Here is a 26101-nt window from a genome sequence, read left to right on the forward strand (position 1 = left end):
CGACTAGCGCCGCCGGGCGGCAACCGCCTTGGTCGGCAGTGCAGGCAATTCCTCCATTACCCGGCTCAGCGGGAAGATGGCGATGGCCTCGGTGCCTTCACGCAGTTTGGAATGGAGTTCGAACTCGCCGCCATGCAATGCGAGCAGGCTCTGGACGATCGGCAGGCCGAGCCCGGTGCCTTGTTCGGCGCTCTTGATGGCGATCGAGCCCTGGCCGAAGGCGGACAGCACGACCGGAATCTCGTCTGCCGGTATACCAGGCCCATTATCCCTAACGGAGAGGTATTGGCCGCCGCCCGCCGTCCAGCCGACGCGCACGCGGATTTCGCCGCCAGTCCCGGTGAACTTGATGGCGTTCGACAAAAGATTGAGCGCGATCTGTCGCACCGCGCGTTCGTCGGCGAACAGGCGCGGCAAGGCGCTTTCGAAATCCTGGACGATACGGATGTCCTTATTGCGCGCCTTCAGCTCCATCATGTGACAGCAATCCTCGACGACGGAGAGCAGCATCATCGGCTCCTCGTTGAGCTGGTAGCGGCCCGCCTCGATGCGCGAGAGGTCAAGGATTTCGTTGATCAGATCGAGCAGATGCTGGCCAGAGTCGTGGACGTCACGAGCATAGTCGCGATAGGTCGGGTTGCTCATCGGTCCGAGCACTTCGTTCGCCATTACCTCGGAGAAACCGAGAATGGCGTTGAGCGGCGTCCGCAGCTCGTGGCTCATCGAGGCCAAAAACCGCGACTTTGCCAGATTGGCGTCTTCAGCCCGTCGTCGCGCTTCGTCCGACATCGATTTCGCCGTGTCCAGTTCGGCGATAAGCGCGTCCTTTTCGGAGCGGAACGAGAGCAACATCAAGGACGAGCGATTGAGTTGGCGCGCCGTATAGACGAAGAAGGGCAGCGAGACGATCAGCAAACCGGCCATGATCAGCTCGACCGGAATCCACTGCCTCGTACTGGCACAGGCATAGACCGCGACCGGAACGGCAAAGGTCGACAGCAGCGCACCGCGCAGCGATGACGCGATGATCGCGGTCGCCGCCATGGCGAGCAGCAGCACTACCGCCTTAGTCAACTGGAACTGATCGACCTGGCAAGCGTCGCAACCGAGCCAGGCGAACCAAGCCCAGCCCAGGCCGCAAAGGAAGTGGCCTACCAGGAAATCGCTGTGCGTCTGCAGCGGGTTGAGTTCGGCAGCTTCCGTTTGATCGATGCGCCTCGCCATGAATACTACGATGGTGTAGCAGATGAGTGTAAAAAGCGCCCAAACGCCAATTTCGTTACCCACTCCAGCAAACAGACCCGTCGCGGCGGTCGCCAGGACGAGAATCGGAACGATGGTCGCGCTGCCTATCATCGCACGGGCGTGGAGTTTTAAGAGCTCGCGGTCGAAATCAAGATTTCCGACCTGCTGCGAAAGACGGTCGCGCGTCTTGCGCACCGCGCGCGCCACATCGCTGTTGCGATGGGGTTTCCTGCGGTCCACAATAAACTTGTCCGCTGTGGTCGAGCGTTGCGAGGGCATGGAGACTTCAATTTATGCGGGCAGCGGTTTCAAATTGTTAAGCTACGTTCGAATGATTAACCAACGGTTTGCCATATGAGCCGTTCGTGGTCGTGGCGACCGCGACAGCGATACGTGCCGCCGCGGCCGCGAAGCCTGTGGCGCCGGCTGGGGGACTACGCACTGGCCGTCATCGTCCTCGGTCTGCTGATCCTTCTGGCAGCGCGCCTTGACCGGATCGAGACGCGCAAGACGGAGGGTGCCGCCGTCGTCAATGACGGCGATACGATCACGCTCGGTACCGAGCGCATCCGCATGCGTGGCATTGACGCGCCGGAATATTCGCAAATCTGCCGTAAGGACGGTATCGACTATGCCTGCGGCAAGCTGGCACGGCAGTCGCTGGTGAGGCTGATATCAGGCAAACCCGTCTCCTGCACCGGCTGGCAGCGCGATCGATACGGCCGGCTGCTCGGCGATTGCAAGGCCGGCGGCAAAGATCTCAACCGCGCCCAGGTCGAGGCCGGCTGGGCGGTTGCCTATGGCGATTTCGAAACCGACGAAGCCGCCGCTCGTTCCGGCAAGGCTGGCATCTGGGCCGGCACGTTCGACGAGCCGCACGATTGGCGCGAGAGTCACGATCACGAGGTTGTCGAAAGAAAGCATGGCAGTCTGGCTTCGATTGGCGATGCCTTGCGAGAAATTTTTCGCTTCTGGTGAGCAGCAACCTTATAATTTGTCGGATCAATCAGGAGGATGGAATGAAACTCTTCGATGGCGGCCGCGCTCCCAATCCACGGCGGGTACGCGTCTTCCTTGCCGAAAAGGGCATTCAGGTTCCGCTGGTGCCTGTCGATATGGGCGCGATGGAGCACAGAGAACAGACGGTCAGTTCGCGCAACCCGCTGCAGCGCCTGCCGGTGCTCGAACTCGACGACGGCACCGTCATCACCGAATCCGTCGCCATCTGCCGCTATTTCGAGGAACTGCATCCGGAACCGGCTTTGTTCGGGCGCGGTGCGCTCGGCAAGGCGCTGGTCGAGATGTGGCAAAGACGCATGGAGCTCAACCTGCTCGGTTGCGTCGCCGCCGCGTTCCGGCACACCCATCCGGCGATGAAGGAATGGGAGGTTCCGCAAATTCCCGAATGGGGCGAGGCCAACAAGCCGAAAGCCATCGAATTCCTGAAATTCCTCGATGAGGAACTGGCGAACCGTGAATTCATCGCCGGCGAAACCTATTCGATCGCCGACATCACCGGGTTGATTGCCGTCGACTTCATGAAGCCGGCGCGTATCAAGGTGCCGGAGGAGTGCAGCAATGTACTGCGCTGGCATCAGGCAGTCTCCAGCCGGCCGAGCGTCGCCGCCTGAGTATGAGTTCTCCGAGAATGAACGACGAGCTGGAAAACTTCGCGGCGACCGTACGCACCTGCCGAATCTGCGTCGAAAACCCGGTCGGCCGGCCGTTGCCGCATGAGCCGCGCCCGGTGCTCAGGCCGTCGTCGAGCGCCCGCATTCTGATCGCCAGCCAGGCACCGGGCACCAAGGTGCATGTGTCAGGCATGCCGTTCACCGACGCCTCCGGCGATCGATTGCGAAATTGGCTGGGCGTCAACAGCGAAGAATTCTACGACACGACAAAGTTCGCCATCGTGCCGATGGGTTTTTGCTTTCCCGGCCAGGATGCCAAGGGCGGCGACCTGCCGCCGCGCCGCGAATGCGCACCGGCCTGGCGCGCGCCGCTGATGGCACTGATGCCGCAGGTCGACCTGGTGCTGACGATCGGCCTCTATGCGCAATCCTGGCATTTGGGCGCAGCGCGCCGGCCCTCGCTGACGGAGACGGTGATGAATTGGCGCACCATCTGGGATGCGCCCGGCAACCCGAAAGTGCTGCCGTTGCCGCATCCGTCGTGGCGCAACACCGGCTGGCTGAAGCGCAATCCGTGGTTTGAAATGGATTTGCTGCCGTTTCTGAGATCGGAAATCCGCTATCGCCTCGGCTGAAGCGTGAGCAAGAAATCACTCGCTTTTGCGCTATCTGACAGAATTTCTTTCTTGTGAATGGCCTAAATAAGAAGGACTATAGCCAATCTATTCCAAGTCTATCCCTGTGGGAGCACCCAATGGACCGCCTTGACAGAAAAATCCTCCGCCTCTTGCAGGAGGACGCGACGCTCGCGGTCGCCGATGTCGCCAAGAAAGTCGGACTGTCGACCACGCCCTGCTGGCGGCGCATCCAGAAGCTCGAGGAGGAAGGCGTCATCAAGCGGCGCGTCGCCATCCTCGATCATGAAAAGGTCAATGTGCGCGTCACCGTGTTCGTGTCGATCCGCACCAATTCGCACAGCCATGAATGGCTGCGGCGCTTTTCGGAGGTCATCCAGGAATTTCCGGAAGTGGTCGAGTTCTACCGCATGAGCGGCGACGTCGACTATCTCTTGCGGGTGGTGGTGCCCGATATCGCGGCTTACGACGCCTTCTATAAGCGCCTGATCGCCAAGATCGAGATCCGCGACGTGTCGTCGTCGTTTGCCATGGAGCAGATCAAGTACACGACCGAAATGCCGCTGGACTACATGGTGCTGGACAAGGAATCGGGCGCGAACGCTGCTTGAGGTTTTTTTGCTTAGTTCTTCTTTTTGTTGAGAAAACGCCACGGTGAGTTTGCCGGCTGCGTGATCGTATCCGGCACCACATCGACGTCCACCACCTCCGCCTTGCGCACCGCGTAGCCTGACTGGATGACGCTGGCACCGTCGACGATGAAGAGCTGACTCTTCTCCATGCCCGGCTCCAGGGCGCCGGTCACGGAAACCGGCTGGTAGGCCTCCGACATCCTGTAGGGGTGCGCGGGCGTGACGAGGACGATCTGATTGGGCGGCGGCGTCGGCATGTGACTGCACGCACCCGTCCACGGCACCAGCAGGAACTGGTAGACGAGATCGCCCTCGCGATCGACCGGTAGCGCGTATCCCGCCAGTTGGATGGTCTTGTCCTGCAGATTGAGAGACAGCGTCTCGCCATGATCAGGCATTTTTGCCGCGATCATCGGCAGTCCGACACTTTCGGCAGCCGCTTGCGTCGCCGGGCGCAGATCCTTCCAGAATATACGCGCGGTTTCGGCGGAAGCGCTGCCCGCCGCGATGGAAATCAGCACGGCCGCCAGCGCCGCTGTCGATTTGAGACGATTGCTCATCGTGTGCTCTCCATTTGACAGGAGTTAAGCTGCCGTCGCCAACAGCGTCAACGTTCGAGCCGCATCACATGCCGGCGCGAGCCGGCCATGCCGATCTCGTGGAATCCGCGGGCCACGAACATGTCTCGAAAGCCCATGAAACGGTAACTCGGCGATGCCTGGTCGACCGGATAGGCCTCGATCGTCCTGGCGCCTTTGGCGAAGGCGTGATCGATGGCCGCGTCGAGCAGTGCGGTTGCCAGCCCGCGGCTGCGCAATGCCCTCGGCACATAGAAACAGACGATCGACCAGATGCCCGTTTCGGTATCGTCCTGCTGCGGCGACAGTTTGCGGTAGGTTTCGCGTGGTGCCATCGAGCACCAGCCTATGGTTTTGCCTCCGGCTTGGGCGACAATGCCGACCGGCGTGTCGGCCGCGATGAGCGCCATCATCGCCCGTTTCCTCTCATCGTTGCCCACGTGCTCGCGGTTTTCGAGATCGCGCCAGGCCATGCACCAGCAATATTTCGGCCCGCCCGGCTGCTCGAACAGGTTCTCGAAATCGGTGCGCGTTGATCGCGTCACCTCAGTAAAGAGGATTTCGCCCCATTCAGCCTTTCCTGGCGAGCCGCTCAAGCGTTTTGGCATCGGAAAGCTCCCTTGCAGCGTCCTTGCCGATCCAGCGTGCCGTCTTGTCGGTCGAGGCAGCCAGCTTTTGTGCCAGCGCAAGGGCAGGGCCGTGCAGATCCATCGATCGCTTGCCGATCGAACGAAGCGCCCAGTTCACCGCCTTTTTCACGAAATTACGGCCGTCGGTGGCTTGCGCTTCAATGATCGACAGGAAGTCGAGGAAGGTGGCCTCTGGTTCGTTCTTCCGGTGGACCACCGACCAGGCCATCATGGCAAAAGCCGTACGTCGAACGAATTCCCGGTCGTCGACCGCGAATTCGACGATCAGTTCCCTCCAGCAATCCGTGTCGACAAAGAGATCGGAGACGCCGTCAACGATATCCCATGAGTCGAAAGTCGCCGCCCAACGTCTTGCATCCGCGACAGAAAACCGCGTCGGATCGGCCGTGACGGAAGCGATGAACTGCGCTTCCATGATGCCCGACTGCCACAGCTCGAACGCACGTTCATGGTTGCGCTTGATTTTCTTGGCAATCTGCCGCTGCACGCCGTGCGAGATACCGAGCGCACGTTCGATCTTGATGCCGTAGCGCAGCATGCCAAGGCGATTCTCCTCCGAGCCGATCGAGCGCAGATGGGCGACAATTTCCTCGGCGCTGGACTGAGGCGACAGCTCGGCCACGACAAAACCTATTTTTCCAATCGCGCCAACAGCGAAGACGTATCCCAGCGCTTGCCACCCATTCCCTGCACATCCTTGTAGAACTGATCGATAAGTGCCGTCACCGGCAGCTTGGCGCCGTTGCGGTCGGCCTCCGCCAGGCAGATGTCGAGATCCTTGCGCATCCAGTCGACGGCAAAGCCGAAATCGTATTTGCCGGCATTCATCGTCTTGTGCCGGTTCTCCATCTGCCACGAGCCGGCCGCGCCCTTGGAAATCACCTCGATGACCTTTTCGATGTCGAGCCCGGCCTTCTTGCCGAAATGGATGCCCTCGGCCAGCCCTTGGACAAGGCCGGCGATGCAAATCTGGTTGATCATCTTGGTGAGCTGGCCGGAGCCGACCGGACCCATCAGCCCAACCATGCGGGCATAGGCATCGATGACCGGCTTTGCTTTGTCGAAGGCTTTCTGCTCGCCGCCCACCATGACGGTGAGCACGCCGTTTTCGGCGCCGGCCTGACCGCCGGAGACCGGTGCATCGAGGAACGAGAACCCGCCCAATTGCGCCTTCTCCGCCAGTTCGCGCGCGACTTCAGCCGACGCCGTGGTGTTGTCGATGAAGATGGCTCCCTTCTTCATCGTCTGGAACGCACCCTCGGCTCCGATCGTCACCGCGCGCAGGTCGTCGTCATTGCCAACGCAGGAAAAGACAAAGTCCTTGCCGTCGGCGGCTTGGGCCGGCGTGTTGGCAACACTGCCGCCATGCTGAGCAACCCATTGCTCGGCCTTTGCTTTGGTGCGGTTGTAGACGGTGACGTCGTGGCCGCCCTTGTTCCTGAGATGTCCGGCCATTGGATAGCCCATGACGCCAAGACCGAGAAATGCCACCGATGCCATGTTTTCGAATCCCTTAGAAGCCTGCTTTCCGACCTTCTTAGCGGATCAGGCAGAGCTATGGGAGTCAGCGGTGCAGATGTATCGTGATGCGCCGTTCTATCCACTCGACCGCGTGGCGCAGTATCTCGACAATGATCAGATAGATGATCGCCGCCCAGACATAGGACTGGAAGTCGAAAGTGCGCGAATAGGTGAGCTTCGTGATGCCCATCAGATCATAGACAGTGATGATGGCGACGATCGCCGAGCCCTTGATCATCAGGATGATCTCGTTGCCGTAGGGCCGCAGCGCCACGATCAGTGCTTGCGGAAGTATGACCTTCCACATCGTCTGCAATTTGTGCAGGCCGAGCGAGGCGGCGCCCTCCCACTGGCCCCTGGGCACGCTCTGGATCGCGCCGCGCAGGATTTCCGCCTGATAGGCGGCAGTGTTGAGCGAGAAGGCGAAGATTGCGCAGTTGAACGCCTCGCGGAAAAAACCCCAGAGGCCGACCATCTCGAGTTGCGGCCTGAAGGAGCCTACGCCGTAATAGATAAGGAAGGTCTGGGCCAGCAGCGGTGTGCCGCGGAAGAAATAGACATAGGCATAGGCAAGACCTGAAAGAACCCGGTTCTTCGACATGCGGGCATAGGCGATCGGCACCGACAGGATCGCACCGAGCACGATCGAGATGGCGACAAGCAGTAGAGTGATGCCAAGTCCCGATACATAGCCGGGCGCGTATTTCGCGAAAAGCTCGCCGTTCCAGGCGAGAATGAGGTAGGCGGCGATCCCGGCGAGAAAAGCGATCCACAGACAGACCAGCGCGTAGCCGAGAATGCGTTGCCGGGGCCAGCCGCGTGGCAGAGCCGGCGGTCGGTCGATGGCGGCTACGCTCATCGCTGCACCTGCTGGCGGCTGACCGCACGTTCGATCGCGTTTATGCCGAAGGACGATATGATGGCGAGGAGCAGATAGATGAGGGCGGCGACACCGAAAAACAGGAAGGCGTGCTTGGTGACGCGGGCGGCGACGCCCGCTTGCCGCAATATGTCGGTAAGACCTATGGCGGACACCAGGGCCGTGTCCTTGAGCAGGATGAGCCACAGATTGGCAAGGCCCGGTAGCGCGATACGGATAAGCTGAGGTAGGACCACAAGTCGCATCGTCTGCCAGCCCGACAGGCCAACAGAATAGCCGCCCTCATACTGTCCCTTCGGGATGGCGCGGAATGCGGAGAGGAAGACCTCGCTGGCGTAGGACGAGAAGACGACGCCGAGCGCGATCATGCCGGAAACAAAAGCGTTTACTTCGACCGCGGCGGTCGGGTCATACAGGCGCATCACTTGCTGGATGCCGATTTGCGCGCCGTAAAAGATGATGAACAGCGTCAGCAGCTCGGGCAATCCGCGAAAGATCGTGGTGTAGATGTTGCCGGCCAGCCGCAGCGACGGCTCGTCGGATTGCTTGGCCAGTGCGACCAGAAAGCCGATCACCAGACCGACAGGCAGGGTCGCGGCTGCAAGCGAAACGGTGATGAAAACGCCATAGGCAATGTCGTCGAGCCAGCCTTCGGGGCCCCAACTGAGCAGCGTCCAAACGCTTTGCATCCGCCTGCCTGTTCTCCTTTATGGGCTCTTTGAGAGCAGCGCGGCGTCACCCCTCGTGCGCCGCCCCTTGTGCGAACGGCGGGAATGTCCCGCCGTTCGCTATCAGATCCATAAGGATCAGGACTCGCCGCCGTAGACGTCGTACTTGAAGTACTTGTCGTTGATTTCCTTGTACTTTCCGTTGGCGCGGATGGCGTCGATCGCCGCATTGAATTGGTTGACCAGCTCGGTCTCGCCCTTACGCACCGCGATGCCGGCGCCCGGACCATGGATCTTGATGTCAGGCGCGATCGCACCGATCACCTTGCAGCAGGCGCCCTCAGGCGTGGCAAGCCAGCCTTCGAGAACAGTGATATCGTCGTTGACCGCATCAACGCGGCCATTGGCGAGATCGAGCTGGTATTCCTGCGCGGTGGGGTAAGGCTTGATCGTGCTGTCGGTGTAGGTTGCGGTCGAATAGTTGAAATGCGTAGTCGAACCCTGCACGCCGATCGTCTTGCCGGCCAAGTCCTCCTTGGTCACGCCCTTGATGTCGCTGTCCTTGGGCGCGACGATTGCCGGTGGCGTGTTGTAGTATTTGTGGGTGAAGTCGACCTTCTCGGCACGCTCCGGGGTGATCGACATCGATGCGACGATGGCATCGAATTTGCCAGCCTGGAGCGCCGGGATGATGCCGTCCCAATCCTGCGCGACGAATGTGCACTTCACCTTCATCTCGTCGCAGAGTGCCTTGGCGATGTCGATGTCGAAGCCCACGAGCTGGCCGTCGGCGGTCAGGTTGTTGAACGGAGGGTAAGCGCCTTCAGTGCCGATCCTCAAAGTCTTTTCCTGAGCCTGGGCAACGCCCAGCGTCAGCAGCGCGGCCGATGCGGCGAGCGCTATACGCAATGCAATACGCATGATGGTCCTCTCTGTATGTCCCGGCCGTCGTTCCAAACGGCTCTGTGGGCGGTGCTTTTGACCGCCCGCTGGCGCGATACTCCCACTCTTTCCCCAAAAAAAGCAACTGCAAAAACCGTTGCTTCCGGGATTTGCATTCGTGGACAATGATGACGTTGGGGCAGGCATAATAGCGGCGAAAAAGGGCCCCTTCGCAAATGCCCTCAGCGCTTCATGCCTGTCGCGCGCTCGATGAAGTCGGCTATCGATTTCGTGTCGTCGAGATCAAAGACAGGCAGGCTTTCGCCCGCTATGGCGAAGTCGGCGGCGATGGCGACGATATGCGGATCATTTGCCGAAAGCGGTGCCCGGTCCTTGGCCTCCAGCCGCCGTGTTTCGATCTTGCTGTGCGCCTCACGCTTGTAGCCTTCGACCAGCACGATGTCGAAGGTGCCGAGCCGCGACAGGATCGTGTCCAGCGTCGGCTCGTCCTCGCCGCGCAATTCATGCATCAGGGCCCAGCGCCTGTCTGACACAATGGCGACTTCCGTGGCTCCGGCCTGCCGATGGCGAAAGCTGTCCGCTCCCGGCTTGTCGATGTCGAAATCATGATGGGCGTGTTTTACCGTCGAGACTTTCCAGCCACGCCGGACAAGTTCGGCGACCAGCTTTTCGGTCAGCGTCGTCTTGCCGGAATTCTTCCAGCCCGTGATGCCGAAGACGCGTCTCATCATCGCCTCATGGTCTGCAACAGACGTTCGGCTTCGGCAAGGTCGTCGGGCGTATTGATGTTGAAGAAAGGATCAATCTCGTGCCCACCGGAGTTCCACATCGGAAATTCGACATCGACAAAGCCGTGCCGCTCGATGAAGGCGAAAACCCGCCTATTGTCTTCATTGACCAGGAAACGTCGCAACGCGTCGTGCAGACCAAGCGGCCAGAGCGCGAACGTCGGATGCCGCTTGCCACCCGAACTGGCGACAGCGATCGCGCCGGGACGTTCCTTGACCACCGCGGCCAGCCGCCCGACCACATCCTCGGGAAAGAACGGCGTGTCGCCAGCGACAGTGACGACCACACTGCAAGCCATGGACGCCCACTCGAGGCCGGCAAGGATGCCGGCAAGCGGTCCCGCGTAACCCTCGACCGTATCGGCAAGCACCGGCAGTCCGAACTTGGCAAAGCGTGTCGGATCGCCGTTGGCGCTCAGCGCCAGCGGTCCGACTTGCGGGGCAAGGCGCGCGACGACATGGTCGAGCACGCGGCGGCCTCCCAGCGCAAGCAAGCTTTTGTCGCCACCACCCATTCGCCGCGACTGGCCACCGGCCAGAATGATCCCTGCAATATCTCGGTTCATCGTCTGCTGTCTTCTCGCCGGCCCCAAATCGTCAGGTCCAGCGACCCTCGGGGCTCGTCTATATGCCGTCCGGCGCCATATCAGGTCCAGCGCTTTCGGCGGCTGTCTTTCGCCGGCCGACGATCCGTTCGCGGTAAAGTGTGTAGAGGCCGGAGCCGACGATGACGGTGGCGCCGAGTATCATCGGCAGGTCGGGGACGTCACCGAAGATGAACAGGCCAAGCAGGATCGACCAGAGCAGGGCTGTGTAGCGGAACGGCGCGACGAACGAGATGTCGCCCACCCGCATCGCCATGATGATGAACTGGTAACCGATGACCACGAGCACTGCCGCAAGCGCTAGCAGCGCCGTGCTTTTTCCCGTCATCGGTGTCCACCCACCCATTGGCGAAAGCAGTGCCGCGCCCAGCACTGTCATGGCAAGTGCTGTGGCGGTAGACACCAGCAATGTCGGAACGGCCTGCGGTATTCGCGTGGTGGCGAGATCACGCACCGCGCAACAGGCGACGCAGGCCAGCGCCAGCAGGGAATAGATGCTGAACCCCTCGAGGCCGGGCCGCACAATGATCAGCACGCCGGCAAAGCCGATGGCGATGGCCAGCCAGCGCCGCCAGCCGACGCCTTCATTGAACACAAGTGCTGCGCCCATCGTCACCGCAAGCGGCAGCGCCTGCAGCACGGCCGAGACGTTGGCAATTGGCAGATGGGCAAGAGCAATGAGAAACGACACGGTAGCACCGGCTTCGCCGGCGACACGCACCGCAACCATCGGCTGCAACATCGAGCCGGGCAGGGCAAGCGCACCGCGTTGCCAGGCAAGCAGGCCTATAAAAAGCGAAGCGAAGGCGCCGCGGATCAGCATGACCTGCGCCATGTTCATGGATTCCGACGAGAATTTGCTGATCGCGTCGTTGAGGGTGAAGCCACTCATGGCCACCATCATGAACAACGCGCCGCGCAGGTTTGGCGAAAGAGGCAAGGGCGTTACCGGTTGTGGTTCTGCATCAAGCCTCTAGCAGCCGGCTGCAAAACAGCAACGTCAAAGGGCTAGTCCACAGCCGTTCCGTGGCCCGTTACATCCTCCTCGCAAGAGCGGCAGGATTTATTTCGGCGGTGTGAGCGAGAAGATCAGCCGCCGGTGACGCTCATGTGCCGCGACACCGATGGACGGTTGGTGCGGCGGTCGATGATGAAATCATGGCCCTTCGGCTTGCGGCCAATGGCTTCATCGATGGCGTCGGCGACCAGTTCATTGCCTTCGGAGGCACGCAACGGCGCGCGCAGGTCGGCGGCATCTTCCTGGCCGAGGCACATATAGAGCGTGCCGGTGCAGGTCAGCCGGACGCGGTTGCAGCTTTCGCAGAAATTATGCGTCATCGGCGTGATGAAGCCGAGCTTGCCACCAGTCTCGGCGACGTGGACGTAGCGGGCCGGACCACCGGTCTTGTAACGAATGTCGGTCAGCGTGAACTGCCGCTCCAGTGCTGCGCGCAGCAGCGACAGCGGCAGATACTGGTCGGTGCGGTCGGCATCGATTTCACCCATCGGCATGGTTTCGATGACCGTCAACTCCATGCCGCGGCCGTGCGCCCAGCGCAGCATTTCCGGCAGCTCGGCGTCATTGAAATCCTTCAGCGCCACCGCATTGAGCTTTACCTTCAGCCCCGCCGCCTGCGCAGCGTCGATGCCATCCATGACCTTGTCGAGATTGCCCCAGCGGGTGATCTGGCGGAATTTTTCCGGGTCCAGCGTATCCAGCGAGACATTGATGCGCTTGACCCCGCAATCGGCGAGCTCAGCGGCAAAGCGGGAAAGCTGCGAGCCATTGGTGGTCAGCGTCAGTTCTTCCAGCGCACCACTTTCGAGATGACGCGCAATCTGGCGGACGAGATGCATGATGTTCTTGCGCACCAGCGGCTCGCCGCCGGTAAGACGCAGTTTCCTCACACCCTTCTCGATGAAAACCGTGCACAGCCGGTCGAGCTCTTCCAGCGACAGCAGATCCTTCTTGGGAAGGAACGCCATATCTTCGGCCATGCAATAGGTGCAGCGGAAATCGCAGCGGTCGGTGACCGACACGCGCAGGTAGCTGATCGTGCGACCAAAAGGATCGATCATGTCCATGCTCGTGCGTTTCCCGTGGCTGCGAACGGCATCGTTATATATGGCTATGTGATACGATCCAACCTGCTATTCAAGATAAGAGGTCTCGATCTTTGGTAACATCGCGCCGCCGACAGATTGCGTCGGAAGTTTCGAAGCGGCCTTTTCCCGTTGCGTGAAGCGGCGTAGGGAAAGGACAGATGATGCGGAATCTATCACCATGACGGCGCCGAAGGAACTGAGGGTCTCGAAGGACCGCAAGCTGCTTACCGTGACCTTCCCTGACCATCAGCCGTTCGAATTGCCGGCGGAGTTTCTGCGTGTTGTCTCGCCATCGGCCGAAGTGCAGGGCCATTCGCCCGAACAGCGCGTGACCGTTCCCGGCAAGCGCAATGTTGCGATCCTGAAGATCGAGCCGGTCGGCAACTATGCCGTCCGCATCACCTTCGACGACTTCCACGATACCGGCATCTTCACCTGGAATTACCTGCATACGCTGGGCCATGAGAAGGAGGCACGCTGGGCCGCCTATCTCGCCGAGTTGGAAGACAAGGGGCTAAGCCGCGATCGTTGAATGGTTCCCGCACGACGCCCTGGTCAACGCAGGATCGCCAGTATTTCGCTGGTGTCGTGATAAAACGGCGTGCCTTCGATCAACCGGTCATCCTTGAAGCATAAACCTCTTTCAGGTCGAGCCAAATGCCATTCGCAACCAGTGCATAGTGAAACAAGAAAGATACGGTTTTCGGAGGAACTAATGCATTACACACTTTATGCTGCGCCAGGCTCATGCTCTTTTGCGCCTCACATCCTCATGGAGGAGATTGGAAGACCATATTCGCTAGCGTTGATGTCTCCCGGCCATCCCGAAACCAAAACCGACGAATTCCGTCGATTCAATCCGAAAGGGCGAATCCCTGTTCTCATTGCCGAGAATTTCACTCTCACTGAAGCGCCGGCAATTTTGTTGCACCTGGGCCTGACGAACCCAGACACGGGACTCCTGGGAGCGGATGCAGCAAATGTCGTCCGTTCCATCGAATGGTTTAACTGGCTATCCAGTGCGGTTCACGCGGTCGCCGTCCGAATGATCTGGCGCGCCGACTTTTTCTTACCGGATGAAACGATGTACGCGCCGTTGGTTGAAAGAGGAAAGGAGCATTTGGCCTCCGCATTTGCTCTTATAGATACCAAGATGAAGGACCGAGTTTGGGCAATAGGAGAGTGCTACTCAATCGTTGATCCATATTTGCTCGTATTCTATCGGTGGGGAAATCGTATGGCCATTGATATGCAAAATACTTATCCAGCTTGGACCACTCATACTCGTCGACTGGAGGAACGTGCGGCTGTGCAACGAGCTATAGCGCAAGAAGGAATATCCCTCTGGGAGTAGCTGTTGCATTGCCGAATCCAAAGATTGGCAAGGCCACCGATCAATACTCGCTCGTGCTTTAATCTGGTAGCGTTGTTTATCGGGAAACCAACGCTATGGCCTCGATAGGGCAAGGACTGCGGCTCATGCACGACAATCTCGGCATGAAATGCGCTAGCAAGCGTGTCGAGGCTCGCCGGCCCTGATTGCAGGAAGCGCATTCAACCTCGAACATGTTTTCAAGAAGTTCCATGGCGGTGCGTCGCCGATCGAGTGGTTTATCCATTTCGGTCTCCGTGATCAGTATCGTACGGTTGACGCGACTTGCCCCTTATATCGTTGGTTCGACACCCGTTTCCAGACAACCGAAAAGACGTGCAGCACGTGTCGTCAAAACGTCACGGATATGGAGTAGCGGCGGCGGATACTCGGAGACGAAAACATGCCCGTCATCACCACGGTCGAACAGCTCGAAGCGCTTTATGGCCTGCCCGGCGAGACCTCGCTGGTCAAGGAACTCGACCATGTGATCCCTGAATACGCTGCCTTCATCGAAGCCTCGCCCTTTGTCGCGCTCGCGACCAGCGGGCCGGAAGGGCTGGATTGCTCACCGCGCGGCGATCTCGCCGGCTTTGTTCGCATCCACGATCCGAAAACCCTGATGATGCCGGACCGGCGCGGCAACAACCGTGCCGATTCGCTGAAAAACATCATTCGCGATCCGCGCGTCGGCCTGTTGTTCCTGGTCCCAGGCTCCGGCACGACGCTGCGCGTCAACGGCCGCGCCCATATCACCACCGACGCCGCGCTCTGCGCCTCGTTCAGCGTCGACGGCAAGCCGGCGCGCTCAGTCACGGTCATCGATGTCGATTCGGTTTATTTCCAGTGCGCCCGCGCCATTGTCCGGTCGGAACTGTGGAACCCGGCGAGGCATGTCGATCCGAAATCGCTGCCGACACCTGGAACAATCCTGGAAATCACCAGCCGGAAAGGCATCGACGGCGAGGCCTACGACAAAGAGTGGCCGGAGCGCGCGAAAAAGTCGATGTGGTGAGCGGATCGCTACCGGCCCCGTCACGCTTCCTTGAGAACGTCGGCAATCTTGCGCATCTGCTCGCCGATCATATCGCATTGCTCCGGCGTCGACTGGCTCATCGCTTTCTCGATCAGCGCCATATGGACCTTCAGCGCCTGCATCAGAAGTTCCGTGCCGGCTTCGGTCAAGGTAAGCCGCAGCACCCGCTTGTCCTTCTGGTCACCTTCGCGGCGCAGCAGGCCGCGTGTCTCGAGTTGCGGCAAAAGCATGGTGATGTTGGAACGGCCGACCAGCAGCCGGCGGGCGAGATCATGCTGCGACATGCCGGGATGGCGGTAAAGGTTCATCAGCACGTCGAGTTGCGCCGGCTTGAGGTCAAGCGGCGCGAGCTTCACCGCCAGCGTGCGCTCCAGCACATGGCAAGCGCGCGCCACCGCGACCCAGTTGCGAAACCGCGGGTTGTCCCAGGGTAGCTCTTGTTTAATGTTCATGTTTGAACTATTATGTTCATGCTTGAACGAATGGATGGATCGCCACTATGGCATCATTTGGATTGAAGGTCATCCGGGGCGTGTTTGCTGCCGCCGAACATGTGGCTCCCCGCCTTACCGGGCGCGCGGCGTTCGAACTGTTCTGCCGCACGCCGAACGCCAAGATCCTCAGCGACGGCGAGCGACGCGCCGTCGACCGCGCCGCCGGCTTCATGGCCGAGGCGCGCCATCATCGGCTGAAGACCAAAAACGGGTGCGTCATGGCGCATGAATTCAGGCCAGAGCCGGGCAGGCGGGCCGTCGGCACGGTGCTCGTCATCCATGGCTGGCGTTCGCGCACCGAATATATGCGCACGCTGATCGAAGGCTATCGTGACGCCGGTTACAAGGTTGTCTCGCTCGACCTGCCGGGGCACGGCCAGTCGCAGGGCCGCCGACTCACACTGGTCAGTGCTGTCGAAGCCGCACGGCTGACCGGCGAATGGTTCGGCCCGTTCGTGGCGGTCGTCGGCCATTCCTTCGGCGGCGCCGTCGCCGCCAATGCCGTCGTCGGTTCGGTCAAGAACATTCCGCCGCTGGCGGCCGAGCGGCTGGTGCTGATCGCGGCCCCGAGCTCGCTGCCGGCGATCTTCAACGATTTCAGCCGCATGCTCAGTGTCGGCCCACGCTCGCAGGCCGCCATGGCGGACCGGGTCGAACGCATCGCCGGCCGGCCGCTGCACGAATTCGTCGGCGACCGCCAGCTTGCCCGCACGCCAGTGCCAACGCTGGTCATCCATGCGCCGGACGACCGCGAAGTGTCCGCCGACCATGCGAGGCTCTATGCGGGCGCCGGCGACCACGTCACGCTCTACTGGGCGGACGGGCTCGGCCATCGCCGCATTCTCGCCGACAAGGGCGTGGTCGAGCGCGCGATCGACTTCGTTGCCGAACACCGGGAGCCGGTATCGCTGCATTAAATGCCGCCGGCGTTTGTCACGTGTCGGTGCCGGCCATCCCCTTCCACGCTGCCATCGCACCGGCGACAGTCGCCATAAGGGCGGCGCGCGATGCGCCGTCGCGCGCCTGGATCGACATGCCGTGCTGCACGGTCGCATAGAACGTCGCAGCCACGCGGCAATCGAAGTCTGCCGGCAATTCGCCTTCCGCGACGCCACGTTCCAGCCGTCTCAGCAAGGCTGCGCGGTTCTCGGCGCGGCGGCGGCGCAGATCATCGCAGATGGCGCCGCGGCTTGAGTCCTGGTGCAGCGCGCCGAGCGCGATCAGGCAGCCTTGCGGACGATCGGTCTGCGAATAGGCCTTGGCCGTCTGGCGCAGAAAACGCTCGACCGCCTGGCACGCCGTCGGCGCCTTTTCCAGTGCGGACCAGATATCGGTGCCTTCGACCTGCGTGTAGAGCTCGACCGCTTCGAGAAAGAGCGCTTCCTTGCTGCCGAAGGCGGCGTAGAGGCTTGGCGAGTTGATGCCCATCGCCGCGGTCAGGTCGCTCATCGATGCGCCCTCATAGCCCTTGGCCCAAAACACCTCCATTGCGCGCCGGAGGGCAGTGGTTCGATCGAAGGTGCGGGGGCGGCCTCGTTCCGTCATGGCATCCTTTCTGTGTTGATTGATACATAAATCTGTTGACGCATCCGGGCAAGGCTGGCAGACATTTATGTATCGATCATTACAGAAAAGGAGTAAACGAATGTCTCCCATCGGCTTGAATGGCAAGGCCGCGCTCGTCACCGGCGGCAGCCGCGGCATCGGCGCGGCGATTGCGCGAAGGCTCGCGGCCGACGGCGCCAGCGTCGCGCTTACTTACGTGAATGGCGAGGAGCAGGCCCGTGCGGTCGTGGGAGAAATCGAGGCGGCCGGCGGTCGCGCCGTTGCCCTGAAGGCCGACAATCGCGACGCTGCCGCAATCCGAGCGGCGGTCGGTGAAACAGTGAAGGCCTTCGGGCGGCTTGACATCCTCGTCAACAGCGCCGGCATCTGGCGCGCCGCGCCGATCGATGCATTATCGCTCGCCGACTTCGATGAAACCATGGAGGTCAATGTCAGAGCCCCGTTCGTGGCCTCTAAGGCGGCGGCAGTGCATATGGGCGAGGGCGGCAGGATCATCTCCATCGGCAGCAATCTGGCCGAGCGTGTCACCGACACCAGCCTCAGCGCCTACTCGGCCAGCAAGGCGGCATTGGTCGGCTTGACCAAGGCATTGGCGCGCGACCTCGGTTCACGCGGGATCACCGCCAACGTCGTTCATCCGGGCTCGACCGATACCGATATGAACCCGGCCAGTGGCCCGCACGCCGAGCACCAGCGGCAGAAGATGGCGACGCCTCGCTTCGGCAAGGCTGAAGAGATCGCCGGCATGGTCGCCTGGCTGGCCGGTCCCGAAGGGCGCTTCGTGACAGGCGCCGCATTGACCATCGACGGCGGCGCCAACGCCTGACCCGTGCGCTAGTTCCCAAACCGGAGCGGGACTCAATCCGCTCCGGTTGCCCCGGTGTCGTGAAACTGTTCTGCAACAGACCTTCCCAAAATTTATGGAAGCTTAACGAAATCGGTATGAATCGGTATAGTCGCGTCTTACACCCGTCATACGGTGGGCAAGACCGTCAAGCGTGCGGAACGGGAACCGGTTGCAGCCGGAGCGGGTGATCCATGAAATTTCTCGGAAACAAAGCAACCGTGATGCCGCTTGCGGCGATCGCGGCAATGCTTGCCTTCGGCATGCCGCAGGCAGACGCCCAGGGGCTTTTCGAGAGGCTTTTCGGCGGCGGCATCCGGCACACACCGCAAGGTGATTTTCCCCCGCCGCCGTCGAGGCAGAAGTCACGATTTAAGCCAAACGCAACGGCGCCGGCCGTTTCCCGAAGCGCAGGCAACAAGCGCAGCGGCGGAGGGGGCGGTGCCGTCCAAATCAGCAGCCCGTCCTATTACACCTACAAAAGCGATCCACTGGTGCGCGTCGACTTCTCGACGCTGGCGGTAACGCCGGGGCCGGCAATGCCACAGGATGCCGCCTTCCAGCCGTCTTCCGCCACTCCATCTTCAGTTACTGGCGCCGCCTTCCGCGAAGCGATCGCCGGCCTTGGTGACTACGAACTCTATGCTGAAAAAGACATCGCCAAGGCGCTTGTTGCCTATTACTCGGCCAATCCTGATTTTATCTGGGTAACGGGAGCCAGCGCTAACAGCCGCGCGCAGGACGCGGTGCGGGTGCTTGGCGAGGCGGCGAGCTATGGCCTCACACCTGCCGACTACACGGTAGAAGTGCCCGCGGCCAGCGTATCGACCAGCGATGCCGATGCGCGGCTGAAGGAGCTCGTCCGCTTCGAGATGGCACTGTCGGCGCGAGTCCTGCGCTACGTTCATGACGCGCAAAGCGGTCGCGTCGACCCCAATCGCATGACCGGATATTATGATTTTCCGGCCAAGCCGCTCGACATGGAAGGCGTGCTGAAAACGCTAGCACGCACCCAGCAAGCGCGCACCTATCTCGAATCACGGCATCCGCAGAACGTGGAATATCAGGCGCTGCGCGTCGAACTGGAATCGCTTCAGGCCAGCGCCGAAGACGAGATCGTCGTCGATCCCAAGCTGTTGCTGAAGCCAGGCGAGACCAGCCCCGAACTGCCGAAGCTTCTGGCGAAGATCGCGCGCAACCTCGACGACGAGATGGGCGGCGCCTATGGCGAGATATTGGCCCGGCTCGCCACCAGCGAGGTCTATGACCCGGAACTGGTGCCGGTTATCAAGGCGGTGCAGAAGAAGGCCGGCATGAAGGGCGACGGCGTCATCGGGCCGCGCACCGTGGCGGCGCTGGCTGGAACGTCCAAGGTCGACAAGATCCAGAAGGTAAAGGTCGCGCTGGAAGAGTTGCGATGGTTGCCATCCGATCTCGGCAGTCCGCGCGTCTTCATCAACCAGCCGGCCTTCACGGCGAGCTACATCGAAAATGGCGAGGAGAAGCTGAAGACCCGCGCCGTCATCGGCAAGACCACCAATCAGACATCCTTCTTCTACGATCAGGTCGAGCAGGTCGACTTCCATCCTTATTGGGGCGTGCCGCAGTCGATCCTCGTCAACGAGATGCTGCCCCGGTTACGCCGGGATCCCGGCTATCTCGACCGCGCCGGCTACGAAGTGGTCAATGCGCGCGGCAAGCGCATTCCCTCCTCCTCGGTCAACTGGGGCGCTTATGGCGCGAAGATACCTTATGGCGTGCGCCAGCTGCCGAGCGAGGCCAACGCGCTGGGCGAGCTGAAGATCCTGTTCCCCAACAAGCACGCAATCTACATGCACGACACGCCGCAAAAGTCGTTTTTCCAGCGTGACATGCGCGCACTCAGCCATGGCTGCGTTCGTCTGCAGGATCCGCGTGGCATGGCGGCTGCCGTGCTTGGCACCTCGGTCGACTATATCGCGGAGAAGCTGAAGCACGGACATTCGACCGAAAAGGTGGCGCGCACGATCCCGGTCTATGTCGCCTATTTCACCGCCTGGCCTGATATGTCCGGCAATGTCGAATACTTCCATGACGTCTACGACCGCGACACGCGGCTGCAGCAGGCGCTGGACAGCACGGAAGCGGTGCGCTCGCCGGCAAGCTGAGACTAAGCCTTGGTCGATCCGTCCTAACGTTGGGAGAGCGGGCGTCGGAAGCCGGCTTCGCGCCCGGCGATCAGCCAGTAGACCAGACCGGCGACAAGACCGGCGGCGGCGATGATGCCGATATCGGCCCAGCGCTCGGGGCTGATATCCTCCGGCGCGCTGGGCCAGATCAAGGCGAAGCCGGCAGCCGCTGCCGCGGCGCCGAAGACCATATGCAACAGGAAATTGCGCAGCGAAAACAATTCGGCGATCAGCGCGAAGATCAGCGTCTGCAGGCCCGTCAGCACGATCGTCAGGAAATAGATGAACATGCCGAGCGGCGGCACGACCAGCGCCGCGATCGGGCTGACCCCCATGAAATCGAAGTACCCCGGCGCATTGGGCAGCGAACTCAATGCACCATAGATCGTGGCCACAGCGATCAGCCCGACCAGCACCGCAACGAAATAGCCGGCGAGCATCATCAGGACGCGTTTCGCCACATGCTTTACCGTCGCCATGCCCACCCCCGTGCGGCTCAATGATAACGCTGCAGTCAGCCATCAAAGGCGCATCGGCGCAAGGGGACACCGAAAAGCGTGCAGGAACTCGCCCCCGCTCTTGGTGACGCGACGGCGCTGCCAGTCTCCGAGGGATGCCACCAAGCTGCGCACGTATTTGCATGGAGGAAAGTGCGGCGATCTATTTCGGCTCGGCGGTCACGGGATCATAGGTGATTTCGACTTTCGCCTTGTCGGTCGTGTAATAAGTAACGGTGTAGGCGCCGCTGTCCCAGGCGACCTCGTCGACGTAACGAAAGTCGTCGCGCTGCTCGACCTTGGCGATTATTTCCGACAGTTTCCTGGCATTCTGGGGCGGCAGCGGGCTTTCGTCCGCGGCAAATGCCGATCCGCCGACAAGCAGCACGGCGGCCGCCAAAACAAATCTGGACATGGCTTTCCCTCACACTTCGACGAGTAGAAACTCGCGGCCATGCAAGTTTGTTCCGGGGTTCTGGATGCACACTCGCGAATCGCGCCGATGCATCGCGTTGTTGTTGCTCACGTTACGGCGTCTGCAGCGCTCATCCCTCCTCGGGGAAGAGATGGGCCAAGGCCGTGTCGAACGCGAGTTCCAGAGCGTCACCCGGTTGAAAGATCTTGTCTTCATTGAAGGCCGCAATGAGCTCGCGATCGTCGCGAAGCGTCAGGTCCACAACCGTCTCGCTGCCCAACCGCTCGGCATGTGCCACGACGCCATGCAGCATGCCTTTTCCAGATTGCACCGCCCGGAGGTGCTGCGGACGGATGCCCAGGATGGCCTTACCGTCTTTCCGGAAGGGGCGTCTTCTGGTCGCCACCCTGATCGGCTCCAGGGCTCGGTTGCCCACTGTTGCCGCTTCGCCATCGAGGTCGAGGACGTCGACTGTCAGGAAATTCATCGACGGGGCTCCCAGAAAACCGGCGACAAACCTGTTGGCCGGCTCGTGATAAAGCTCCATCGGCGCTCCGATCTGCATGACTTGACCGTCCTTCAGGACGACGATCCTGTCGGCCAGCGTCATCGCCTCGACCTGGTCGTGGGTGACATAGATCATCGTTGTGCCGAGTTGCCTGCGCAGCCGGCCGATTTCCATGCGCATGTCCATGCGCAGCGCGGCGTCGAGGTTGGAGAGCGGCTCGTCAAACAGGAATACGGCCGGTTTGCGCGTGATCGCGCGCCCGATAGCGACTCGCTGGCGCTGGCCGCCCGAAAGCTGACTTGGGCGGCGGTCGAGCAAATGTTCCATTTGCAGGATGCGTGCGGCCTCGGCGACCTTCTGTTCCTTTTCCTGCTTGGAAGCGCCCGCGATCGTAAGACCGAACGCAATATTCTCGCGCACGGTCATGTGCGGAAAGATGGCATAGCTCTGGAATACCATCGCAACACCGCGTTCCTTGGGTTGGAGCTCGTTGACCACCCGGCCTCCGATCTCGAGGATGCCTTCGGTCATCTCCTCGAGCCCGGCGATCATGCGCAGCAAGGTGGACTTCCCACAGCCGGACGGTCCGACAAAGACGACGAACTCGCCATCGTTGATGTGGATATCGACGCCTTTGATGACGTCGACGCGGCCATAGGATTTCTTGATGCCCTTGAGCGAGACCTCAGCCATGAGCGATGGCTCCCGTTTCCTGGTTCATGTGTCGCAATTCGGGGTCACCGGTCGTTTTTTCGTCCTTGAGGAAATAGCCGTGTCAGCGCTTGCCGTCATGGGCACGCTGTCCCAGACCCGCTGTCTTTAAGCGCGACAACCATGTATTCAGCCCTTCACGCCGGTAGAGGCGATCGATGCGATGAAGGCGCGCTGCAGGAAGAGATAGAAAATCAGCACCGGGACGGTGATAAGGGTGAGATAGGCCATGACCTCGCCCCAGGCGACGTTGAGTTGAAAGAAGTAGCCGAGACCGACCATGATCGGGCGATAGTTTTCCTGCTGCACCACGATGAGCGGCCAGAGATATTGGTTGTACATGACGAGGAACTTCAGGATGGCGGCAGTCGCCAGAACCGGTCCTGAAAGCGGCATGACAATGCGATAGTAGACCTGCCACCAGCTCGCGCCCTCCACCCGGCCCGCCTCAATCAGCTCGCCCGGCAGCCCTTTGAAATATTGCACGAACAGGAAGATCGTCAGCCCGTCGGCGATCCAGGGGATGATCTGCACCCGGTAGGTGTTCAGCCAGCCCCATTGCAGCCCCTCGAGCCCGATCCAGGGCAGTTTCGAGACCAGGAGCAGGAGCGGGATAGCGATGGTTTCGAAAGGGATGATCAGCGTGGCGATGACGATCGAGAGCACCACGTCGCGCCCCTTCCACCGCAGGAAAGCGAAGGAGAATGCGGCCAGCGAACAGATCAGCAACGAGAGAAGGACGGTCGCCCCGGTGACCAGAACCGAGTTCAGGACGAACAGGGCGACCGGCGCCCGCCGGAACGCTCCGAAATAGTTGTCGAGGCTGATGTCCCCGACGGGCAGGAAGGCACGCAGGCTGGAGGTGTCCGCGAGGAGCTGATTGTCGGGCTTGAAGCTCGAGTTGATCATGAACACGAGCGGAAAGATAAAGATCAGCGCGATCAGGCACAGCACCAGATAGCGGACGAAGAGCCTCAGGCCGTAATTGTCGGGATCAAAAGCCATCTTAACGCTCCCGAGTCAGCCAGCGCTGGATGAGTGAGATCGCGAGCACGATCGCGAACAGGATGACCGAGATGGTCGAGCCGCCCGAGATGTCCTGCTTGCCATAACCGCGCTCGACCGCCTGGAAGACTAGAGTTTGGGTGCTGTCTCGCGGGCCGCCGTTGGTCATCACGTCGATCTGGGCGAAGAGCGCGAAGCCCTGCATGGTGATCACGACAAGGACGAGCACGGCGGTGTTGCGCAGGCCCGGCCAGGTGACATAGCGGAAGGTCTGCCATTTCGAAGCCCCTTCGATGGCGGCGGCCTCGTAGAGCGTGGGGCTGATCGTCTGCAACCCGGCCAGCCAGATGACCATATGGAAGCCGACGGCCTGCCAGATCGACATGGCCATGATCGCGGGCAGCGCAGTCGAGGGATCGCCCAGCCAGTCGACGGGCTGGAAAAGACCGAAGCTGAGGCCCTGGAGAATGCTGTTCAACAGCCCGTTCTGGCCGTCATAGATGAACCGCCAGAGAAGCGAGACCACGACGATGGAGACCACCACCGGCATGAAGTAAATGGTCCTGAATATGCTGATGCCCCTGAGCTTCTGGTTGATGAGCAAAGCAAGCATAAGCGCGAGGCCGCCCTGCACCGGCGCCACGACCAGAACGAACAGGAAGGTGTTTACCAGCGCCTTCATGAACACAACGTCTCTGGCGATGACGACCATGACGTTCTCGCCGGACTGCCAGCGAAACCACTCACGCATGCCGCGATATTGGGGATAGTCGTCGCTACGGGTGATCGCACGCAGGCGGGGGTACTGGATTTCGCCGGCCTCGTCTCGGACCACTTCGCCAGCCTCGTCGCGCTCTGGCTCGAGGGTCACCACCGCAAAGCCCAGGAGCTGACGATAGTTTTCCAACCCGACGAACTGGGTGGGGTTCGGTGACAGCAGTCGCTGATTTGTCAATGAGAGACCGATCGCGAAGAAAAACGGCAGGACGATGAATGTGAAGATGAGTGCGAAGCCCGGCAGGGCGAATGTCCAGCCCGTCCGGTTCGACAGGGTTAGTTTCGACGCCATTTGCGATATCCGCCCAGGAACCCAGAAAGCGTGGAGTCCGCGGCCGGCGAGGACCCCGGCGCGACAGAACTACCGATGGCCGTAGCCGCCGTTGCTTTCGATGTCGGCGTCGATCTCGTCGACCGCCGCATCAAGCGTGTCGGCCACATCGGCACCATTGGCAATGTCGGCCAGTGCCTTGGTGAAGACCTTGGCCTGGACCACGTAGCCCGGGGTCACCGGGCGCACCAGAGCTTGTGCTTTAGAGAGGTCGAAGAACATCGCGAGCGGGCCGCCGTCCTTGTAGTTCTTTGTCATCTGTGCCGCCGAGGGCGTGGGCGGGATCAGGCCGATGCCGTCGGAGAAGGCGGCCAGATATTTGTCCTGCGCGGCGAACTTGATGAACGCGGCAGCACCTTCCGGATGCTTGGACTTGGCCGAGATGCCGAACTGCCATGAGCCCGCGCCGATCTTGTTGCCCGCGCCGAAGTCGGGGGCTGGAAGGAAGACAACGTCATCCACGGCTTTCATCGTCGCCACCGCGCGCCAATTGCCGTTCCACTGGAAGGCGAACTTGCCGTCGATGAAGCCGGTCTGCTGATCGGCGGGGTCCTCACTGGTGCCAGGCGCATAGCCTCCGGTGAACAGCGATTGCCACCACTTGCCAAAGGCCTGTGCAGCCTCGCCGTTCAGCGCGCCTTCCGCGGTCCGGTAGGTCGAACGGTCGACGATGTCCCCGCCGAAGCTCTGCAGGAACGGCGAGAAGGCATAGGAATACCACTCGGCTTGGTCGTTCATGCCGAGATCGAGGGCAAATTCATACTTGCCGGAGGCCTTGGCGGCATCGAGCGCGGCCATGAATTCCTCACTCGACCAGGGCTTGTCGACGGTCGGGGTACGCAGGCCCAACTCGTCCAGTGTCGATTGGCGTGCAAAAAGCGCCACCGCCGCGTCCCACAGACCGACCGAATAAAGCTTACCGTTCCACACACCTTTGGTGCCGGGCAGGAAGTCGGCGAATTCGCTCTCGTCGATCGGCAGCGGCTGCAGATAGCCGGCCCAGGCCCAATTGGGCATGATGGGCCCATCCACATCCAGGATGTCGGGCAGGTTGCCCGCCAGCGCCGCCGCCGCGACGGAATCGTTATAGCTCTTCTCTGGGAAGCTCTCGATACTCACCGTCCAGTCGGACTGGCTGGTGTTGAAGTCTGAGATGATCTGGTTGAGGGTTCGCGACTCCACCTCGTTGCCGGCGCCGTGATACCACAAGGTCAACTTCGTCTGCGCCAGCGCGGGCACACACAGACAAGTCGACGCGATCATCACACCGGCGAGGTGTTTTGTCAGGTTCATTGGCTATTCCTCCCTTTTGACGGACGCTGACTGAATTCAAGGTCACCCCCGAGGCCCGCCAGGACACCGGGCCGGAAGCCAGCGTCTTGGTTTCGGGTCGGCCGCTACGGGCCCTTGATGGGGTCCAGCAATGTTCGCGGAAGCCGGACGCATTTGCAATTGCGCAGTTTCACCTAGTCGGAGCAGGAGGTTGACGGCGATTTCCCCTCGTCAGTTCCCGGGGTACAACTATTGAGATAGCA

At 61.1% G+C, this 26101-nt stretch carries 30 protein-coding genes and 1 pseudogene; 11 read left to right on the top strand and 20 right to left on the bottom strand.

Going from position 1 to position 26101, the window contains the following annotated elements; all coding sequences use genetic code 11:
- Positions 1-3: 3 nt before the first annotated feature.
- Positions 4-1524, bottom strand: coding sequence for a HAMP domain-containing sensor histidine kinase (locus EOB36_RS06415; RefSeq protein ID WP_128284530.1), 1521 nt, complete (start codon positions 1522-1524; stop codon positions 4-6).
- A 75-nt stretch (positions 1525-1599) separates the two neighbouring features.
- Between EOB36_RS06415 and EOB36_RS06420 the strand changes: the two genes are divergently transcribed.
- The 4 genes from EOB36_RS06420 to EOB36_RS06435 all read left to right on the top strand — a co-directional run bounded on the left by EOB36_RS06420 (position 1600) and on the right by EOB36_RS06435 (position 4122).
- Complete coding sequence (locus EOB36_RS06420; protein WP_095486867.1) at positions 1600-2223, top strand: thermonuclease family protein; 624 nt, start codon at positions 1600-1602, stop codon at positions 2221-2223.
- 41 nt (positions 2224-2264) lie between these two features.
- Positions 2265-2876, top strand: coding sequence for a glutathione S-transferase (locus tag EOB36_RS06425; RefSeq protein ID WP_095486865.1), 612 nt, complete (start codon positions 2265-2267; stop codon positions 2874-2876).
- Positions 2816-3511, top strand: a complete 696-nt coding sequence (locus EOB36_RS06430; protein ID WP_127206637.1) for a uracil-DNA glycosylase family protein — start codon at positions 2816-2818, stop codon at positions 3509-3511. Before EOB36_RS06425 ends, EOB36_RS06430 begins: the two co-directional genes overlap by 61 nt.
- Before the next feature lie 119 nt (positions 3512-3630).
- The gene (locus EOB36_RS06435) at positions 3631-4122 is read left to right on the top strand and encodes an Lrp/AsnC family transcriptional regulator (protein ID WP_006333679.1); all 492 of its coding nucleotides are present in this window, start codon (positions 3631-3633) and stop codon (positions 4120-4122) included.
- Positions 4123-4133: 11 nt separating this feature from the next.
- On the opposite strand, the gene EOB36_RS06440 is transcribed toward EOB36_RS06435, so the two are convergent.
- The 11 genes and pseudogenes from EOB36_RS06440 to moaA all read right to left on the bottom strand — a co-directional run bounded on the left by EOB36_RS06440 (position 4134) and on the right by moaA (position 12821).
- Positions 4134-4703, bottom strand: coding sequence for a DUF3299 domain-containing protein (locus EOB36_RS06440; RefSeq protein ID WP_095486861.1), 570 nt, complete (start codon positions 4701-4703; stop codon positions 4134-4136).
- Between the two features lie 47 nt (positions 4704-4750).
- On the bottom strand, positions 4751-5329 hold the full coding sequence (locus tag EOB36_RS06445) for a GNAT family N-acetyltransferase (RefSeq protein ID WP_095486859.1): 579 nt from the start codon (positions 5327-5329) through the stop codon (positions 4751-4753).
- Positions 5292-5993 (bottom strand): DNA alkylation repair protein, encoded by a 702-nt coding sequence (locus tag EOB36_RS06450; protein ID WP_095486857.1) that lies wholly within the window; start codon positions 5991-5993, stop codon positions 5292-5294. The genes EOB36_RS06445 and EOB36_RS06450 overlap by 38 nt, the downstream gene beginning before the upstream one ends.
- Positions 5994-6001: 8 nt before the next feature.
- Positions 6002-6877 (bottom strand): annotated as a pseudogene (locus EOB36_RS06455) (NAD(P)-dependent oxidoreductase); the annotation flags it as partial.
- A gap of 58 nt (positions 6878-6935) precedes the next feature.
- Positions 6936-7751: an ABC transporter permease gene (locus tag EOB36_RS06460; protein ID WP_095486853.1), complete on the bottom strand. Its 816-nt coding sequence runs from the start codon at positions 7749-7751 to the stop codon at positions 6936-6938.
- Complete coding sequence (locus tag EOB36_RS06465) at positions 7748-8461, bottom strand: ABC transporter permease (protein WP_095486851.1); 714 nt, start codon at positions 8459-8461, stop codon at positions 7748-7750. Before EOB36_RS06465 ends, EOB36_RS06460 begins: the two co-directional genes overlap by 4 nt.
- Before the next feature lie 117 nt (positions 8462-8578).
- Positions 8579-9361 carry an ABC transporter substrate-binding protein gene (locus EOB36_RS06470; RefSeq protein ID WP_095486849.1) on the bottom strand — a complete coding sequence of 261 codons (783 nt, stop codon included), beginning with the start codon at positions 9359-9361 and terminating at the stop codon, positions 8579-8581.
- Positions 9362-9564: 203 nt separating this feature from the next.
- Complete coding sequence (mobB, locus tag EOB36_RS06475; RefSeq protein ID WP_095486847.1) at positions 9565-10074, bottom strand: molybdopterin-guanine dinucleotide biosynthesis protein B; 510 nt, start codon at positions 10072-10074, stop codon at positions 9565-9567.
- Entirely contained in the window at positions 10071-10697 is a 627-nt protein-coding gene (gene mobA, locus EOB36_RS06480; RefSeq protein WP_128284531.1) for a molybdenum cofactor guanylyltransferase MobA, read from the bottom strand. Before mobA ends, mobB begins: the two co-directional genes overlap by 4 nt.
- Positions 10698-10755: 58 nt before the next feature.
- Positions 10756-11676: a DMT family transporter gene (locus tag EOB36_RS06485; RefSeq protein WP_095486843.1), complete on the bottom strand. Its 921-nt coding sequence runs from the start codon at positions 11674-11676 to the stop codon at positions 10756-10758.
- 149 nt (positions 11677-11825) lie between these two features.
- Positions 11826-12821: a GTP 3',8-cyclase MoaA gene (moaA, locus tag EOB36_RS06490; RefSeq protein ID WP_095486841.1), complete on the bottom strand. Its 996-nt coding sequence runs from the start codon at positions 12819-12821 to the stop codon at positions 11826-11828.
- A gap of 193 nt (positions 12822-13014) precedes the next feature.
- On the opposite strand from moaA, the gene EOB36_RS06495 reads away from it, so the two are divergent.
- The 3 genes from EOB36_RS06495 to EOB36_RS06505 all read left to right on the top strand — a co-directional run bounded on the left by EOB36_RS06495 (position 13015) and on the right by EOB36_RS06505 (position 15229).
- The gene (locus EOB36_RS06495) at positions 13015-13374 is read left to right on the top strand and encodes a DUF971 domain-containing protein (RefSeq protein WP_185928347.1); all 360 of its coding nucleotides are present in this window, start codon (positions 13015-13017) and stop codon (positions 13372-13374) included.
- Positions 13375-13557: 183 nt separating this feature from the next.
- Positions 13558-14196 (top strand): glutathione binding-like protein, encoded by a 639-nt coding sequence (locus EOB36_RS06500; RefSeq protein WP_095486837.1) that lies wholly within the window; start codon positions 13558-13560, stop codon positions 14194-14196.
- Between the two features lie 421 nt (positions 14197-14617).
- Positions 14618-15229 carry a pyridoxamine 5'-phosphate oxidase family protein gene (locus EOB36_RS06505; protein ID WP_095486833.1) on the top strand — a complete coding sequence of 204 codons (612 nt, stop codon included), beginning with the start codon at positions 14618-14620 and terminating at the stop codon, positions 15227-15229.
- A 20-nt stretch (positions 15230-15249) separates the two neighbouring features.
- On the opposite strand, the gene EOB36_RS06510 is transcribed toward EOB36_RS06505, so the two are convergent.
- The gene (locus EOB36_RS06510; protein ID WP_091590958.1) at positions 15250-15702 is read right to left on the bottom strand and encodes a MarR family transcriptional regulator; all 453 of its coding nucleotides are present in this window, start codon (positions 15700-15702) and stop codon (positions 15250-15252) included.
- Positions 15703-15749: 47 nt separating this feature from the next.
- On the opposite strand from EOB36_RS06510, the gene EOB36_RS06515 reads away from it, so the two are divergent.
- Positions 15750-16661, top strand: coding sequence for an alpha/beta fold hydrolase (locus EOB36_RS06515; RefSeq protein ID WP_095486831.1), 912 nt, complete (start codon positions 15750-15752; stop codon positions 16659-16661).
- A 16-nt stretch (positions 16662-16677) separates the two neighbouring features.
- Here EOB36_RS06515 and EOB36_RS06520 read toward each other — a convergent pair whose 3' ends face one another.
- Positions 16678-17289 carry a TetR/AcrR family transcriptional regulator gene (locus EOB36_RS06520; RefSeq protein ID WP_095486829.1) on the bottom strand — a complete coding sequence of 204 codons (612 nt, stop codon included), beginning with the start codon at positions 17287-17289 and terminating at the stop codon, positions 16678-16680.
- Between the two features lie 100 nt (positions 17290-17389).
- On the opposite strand from EOB36_RS06520, the gene EOB36_RS06525 reads away from it, so the two are divergent.
- Together EOB36_RS06525 and EOB36_RS06530 are read left to right on the top strand one after the other, a co-directional pair.
- Positions 17390-18136: a 3-oxoacyl-ACP reductase family protein gene (locus EOB36_RS06525; protein WP_128242251.1), complete on the top strand. Its 747-nt coding sequence runs from the start codon at positions 17390-17392 to the stop codon at positions 18134-18136.
- 212 nt (positions 18137-18348) lie between these two features.
- Positions 18349-20301, top strand: a complete 1953-nt coding sequence (locus EOB36_RS06530; RefSeq protein WP_095486827.1) for a murein L,D-transpeptidase — start codon at positions 18349-18351, stop codon at positions 20299-20301.
- Positions 20302-20324: 23 nt separating this feature from the next.
- On the opposite strand, the gene EOB36_RS06535 is transcribed toward EOB36_RS06530, so the two are convergent.
- The 3 genes from EOB36_RS06535 to ugpC all read right to left on the bottom strand — a co-directional run bounded on the left by EOB36_RS06535 (position 20325) and on the right by ugpC (position 22435).
- Positions 20325-20801 (bottom strand): hypothetical protein, encoded by a 477-nt coding sequence (locus tag EOB36_RS06535; protein ID WP_095486825.1) that lies wholly within the window; start codon positions 20799-20801, stop codon positions 20325-20327.
- A 181-nt stretch (positions 20802-20982) separates the two neighbouring features.
- A complete protein-coding gene (locus EOB36_RS06540; RefSeq protein WP_095486823.1) occupies positions 20983-21234 on the bottom strand; it encodes a PepSY domain-containing protein in 252 nt (83 codons plus the stop codon).
- A 130-nt stretch (positions 21235-21364) separates the two neighbouring features.
- Positions 21365-22435 carry a sn-glycerol-3-phosphate ABC transporter ATP-binding protein UgpC gene (ugpC, locus tag EOB36_RS06545; RefSeq protein ID WP_095486821.1) on the bottom strand — a complete coding sequence of 357 codons (1071 nt, stop codon included), beginning with the start codon at positions 22433-22435 and terminating at the stop codon, positions 21365-21367.
- Between ugpC and EOB36_RS35700 the strand changes: the two genes are divergently transcribed.
- Positions 22434-22565, top strand: a complete 132-nt coding sequence (locus tag EOB36_RS35700) for a hypothetical protein (protein WP_280953382.1) — start codon at positions 22434-22436, stop codon at positions 22563-22565. The two genes, ugpC and EOB36_RS35700, sit on opposite strands and share 2 nt — an antisense overlap.
- Before the next feature lie 17 nt (positions 22566-22582).
- Here EOB36_RS35700 and EOB36_RS06550 read toward each other — a convergent pair whose 3' ends face one another.
- The 3 genes from EOB36_RS06550 to EOB36_RS06560 form a co-directional block, all read right to left on the bottom strand.
- Entirely contained in the window at positions 22583-23458 is an 876-nt protein-coding gene (locus EOB36_RS06550) for a carbohydrate ABC transporter permease (RefSeq protein ID WP_095486820.1), read from the bottom strand.
- A gap of 1 nt (position 23459) precedes the next feature.
- Positions 23460-24527: a sugar ABC transporter permease gene (locus tag EOB36_RS06555; protein WP_095486818.1), complete on the bottom strand. Its 1068-nt coding sequence runs from the start codon at positions 24525-24527 to the stop codon at positions 23460-23462.
- Between the two features lie 69 nt (positions 24528-24596).
- Positions 24597-25829, bottom strand: coding sequence for a sugar ABC transporter substrate-binding protein (locus tag EOB36_RS06560; protein WP_245467647.1), 1233 nt, complete (start codon positions 25827-25829; stop codon positions 24597-24599).
- Positions 25830-26101: the final 272 nt, after the last annotated feature.

The organism is Mesorhizobium sp. M6A.T.Cr.TU.017.01.1.1 (assembly GCF_004023115.1).
Taxonomy (GTDB): domain Bacteria; phylum Pseudomonadota; class Alphaproteobacteria; order Rhizobiales; family Rhizobiaceae; genus Mesorhizobium; species Mesorhizobium mediterraneum.

What these genes read in the sequence shown, in the direction of transcription:
- EOB36_RS06440 (WP_095486861.1), bottom strand. Translation starts at nt 4,703, where the DNA reads ATGAGCAATCGTCTCAAATCGACAGCGGCGCTGGCGGCCGTGCTGATT.
- EOB36_RS35700 (WP_280953382.1), top strand. Translation starts at nt 22,434, where the DNA reads ATGAGCGATGGCTCCCGTTTCCTGGTTCATGTGTCGCAATTCGGGGTC.
- EOB36_RS06460 (WP_095486853.1), bottom strand. Translation starts at nt 7,751, where the DNA reads ATGAGCGTAGCCGCCATCGACCGACCGCCGGCTCTGCCACGCGGCTGG.
- EOB36_RS06470 (WP_095486849.1), bottom strand. Translation starts at nt 9,361, where the DNA reads ATGCGTATTGCATTGCGTATAGCGCTCGCCGCATCGGCCGCGCTGCTG.
- EOB36_RS06500 (WP_095486837.1), top strand. Translation starts at nt 13,558, where the DNA reads ATGCATTACACACTTTATGCTGCGCCAGGCTCATGCTCTTTTGCGCCT.
- EOB36_RS06415 (WP_128284530.1), bottom strand. Translation starts at nt 1,524, where the DNA reads ATGCCCTCGCAACGCTCGACCACAGCGGACAAGTTTATTGTGGACCGC.
- EOB36_RS06535 (WP_095486825.1), bottom strand. Translation starts at nt 20,801, where the DNA reads ATGGCGACGGTAAAGCATGTGGCGAAACGCGTCCTGATGATGCTCGCC.
- EOB36_RS06465 (WP_095486851.1), bottom strand. Translation starts at nt 8,461, where the DNA reads ATGCAAAGCGTTTGGACGCTGCTCAGTTGGGGCCCCGAAGGCTGGCTC.
- EOB36_RS06435 (WP_006333679.1), top strand. Translation starts at nt 3,631, where the DNA reads ATGGACCGCCTTGACAGAAAAATCCTCCGCCTCTTGCAGGAGGACGCG.
- EOB36_RS06550 (WP_095486820.1), bottom strand. Translation starts at nt 23,458, where the DNA reads ATGGCTTTTGATCCCGACAATTACGGCCTGAGGCTCTTCGTCCGCTAT.
- EOB36_RS06420 (WP_095486867.1), top strand. Translation starts at nt 1,600, where the DNA reads ATGAGCCGTTCGTGGTCGTGGCGACCGCGACAGCGATACGTGCCGCCG.
- EOB36_RS06510 (WP_091590958.1), bottom strand. Translation starts at nt 15,702, where the DNA reads ATGAACATTAAACAAGAGCTACCCTGGGACAACCCGCGGTTTCGCAAC.
- EOB36_RS06520 (WP_095486829.1), bottom strand. Translation starts at nt 17,289, where the DNA reads ATGACGGAACGAGGCCGCCCCCGCACCTTCGATCGAACCACTGCCCTC.
- EOB36_RS06540 (WP_095486823.1), bottom strand. Translation starts at nt 21,234, where the DNA reads ATGTCCAGATTTGTTTTGGCGGCCGCCGTGCTGCTTGTCGGCGGATCG.
- EOB36_RS06555 (WP_095486818.1), bottom strand. Translation starts at nt 24,527, where the DNA reads ATGGCGTCGAAACTAACCCTGTCGAACCGGACGGGCTGGACATTCGCC.
- EOB36_RS06530 (WP_095486827.1), top strand. Translation starts at nt 18,349, where the DNA reads ATGAAATTTCTCGGAAACAAAGCAACCGTGATGCCGCTTGCGGCGATC.
- mobB (WP_095486847.1), bottom strand. Translation starts at nt 10,074, where the DNA reads ATGATGAGACGCGTCTTCGGCATCACGGGCTGGAAGAATTCCGGCAAG.
- EOB36_RS06425 (WP_095486865.1), top strand. Translation starts at nt 2,265, where the DNA reads ATGAAACTCTTCGATGGCGGCCGCGCTCCCAATCCACGGCGGGTACGC.
- EOB36_RS06525 (WP_128242251.1), top strand. Translation starts at nt 17,390, where the DNA reads ATGTCTCCCATCGGCTTGAATGGCAAGGCCGCGCTCGTCACCGGCGGC.
- EOB36_RS06515 (WP_095486831.1), top strand. Translation starts at nt 15,750, where the DNA reads ATGGCATCATTTGGATTGAAGGTCATCCGGGGCGTGTTTGCTGCCGCC.
- EOB36_RS06560 (WP_245467647.1), bottom strand. Translation starts at nt 25,829, where the DNA reads ATGATCGCGTCGACTTGTCTGTGTGTGCCCGCGCTGGCGCAGACGAAG.
- EOB36_RS06505 (WP_095486833.1), top strand. Translation starts at nt 14,618, where the DNA reads ATGCCCGTCATCACCACGGTCGAACAGCTCGAAGCGCTTTATGGCCTG.
- mobA (WP_128284531.1), bottom strand. Translation starts at nt 10,697, where the DNA reads ATGAACCGAGATATTGCAGGGATCATTCTGGCCGGTGGCCAGTCGCGG.
- moaA (WP_095486841.1), bottom strand. Translation starts at nt 12,821, where the DNA reads ATGGACATGATCGATCCTTTTGGTCGCACGATCAGCTACCTGCGCGTG.
- EOB36_RS06445 (WP_095486859.1), bottom strand. Translation starts at nt 5,329, where the DNA reads ATGCCAAAACGCTTGAGCGGCTCGCCAGGAAAGGCTGAATGGGGCGAA.
- ugpC (WP_095486821.1), bottom strand. Translation starts at nt 22,435, where the DNA reads ATGGCTGAGGTCTCGCTCAAGGGCATCAAGAAATCCTATGGCCGCGTC.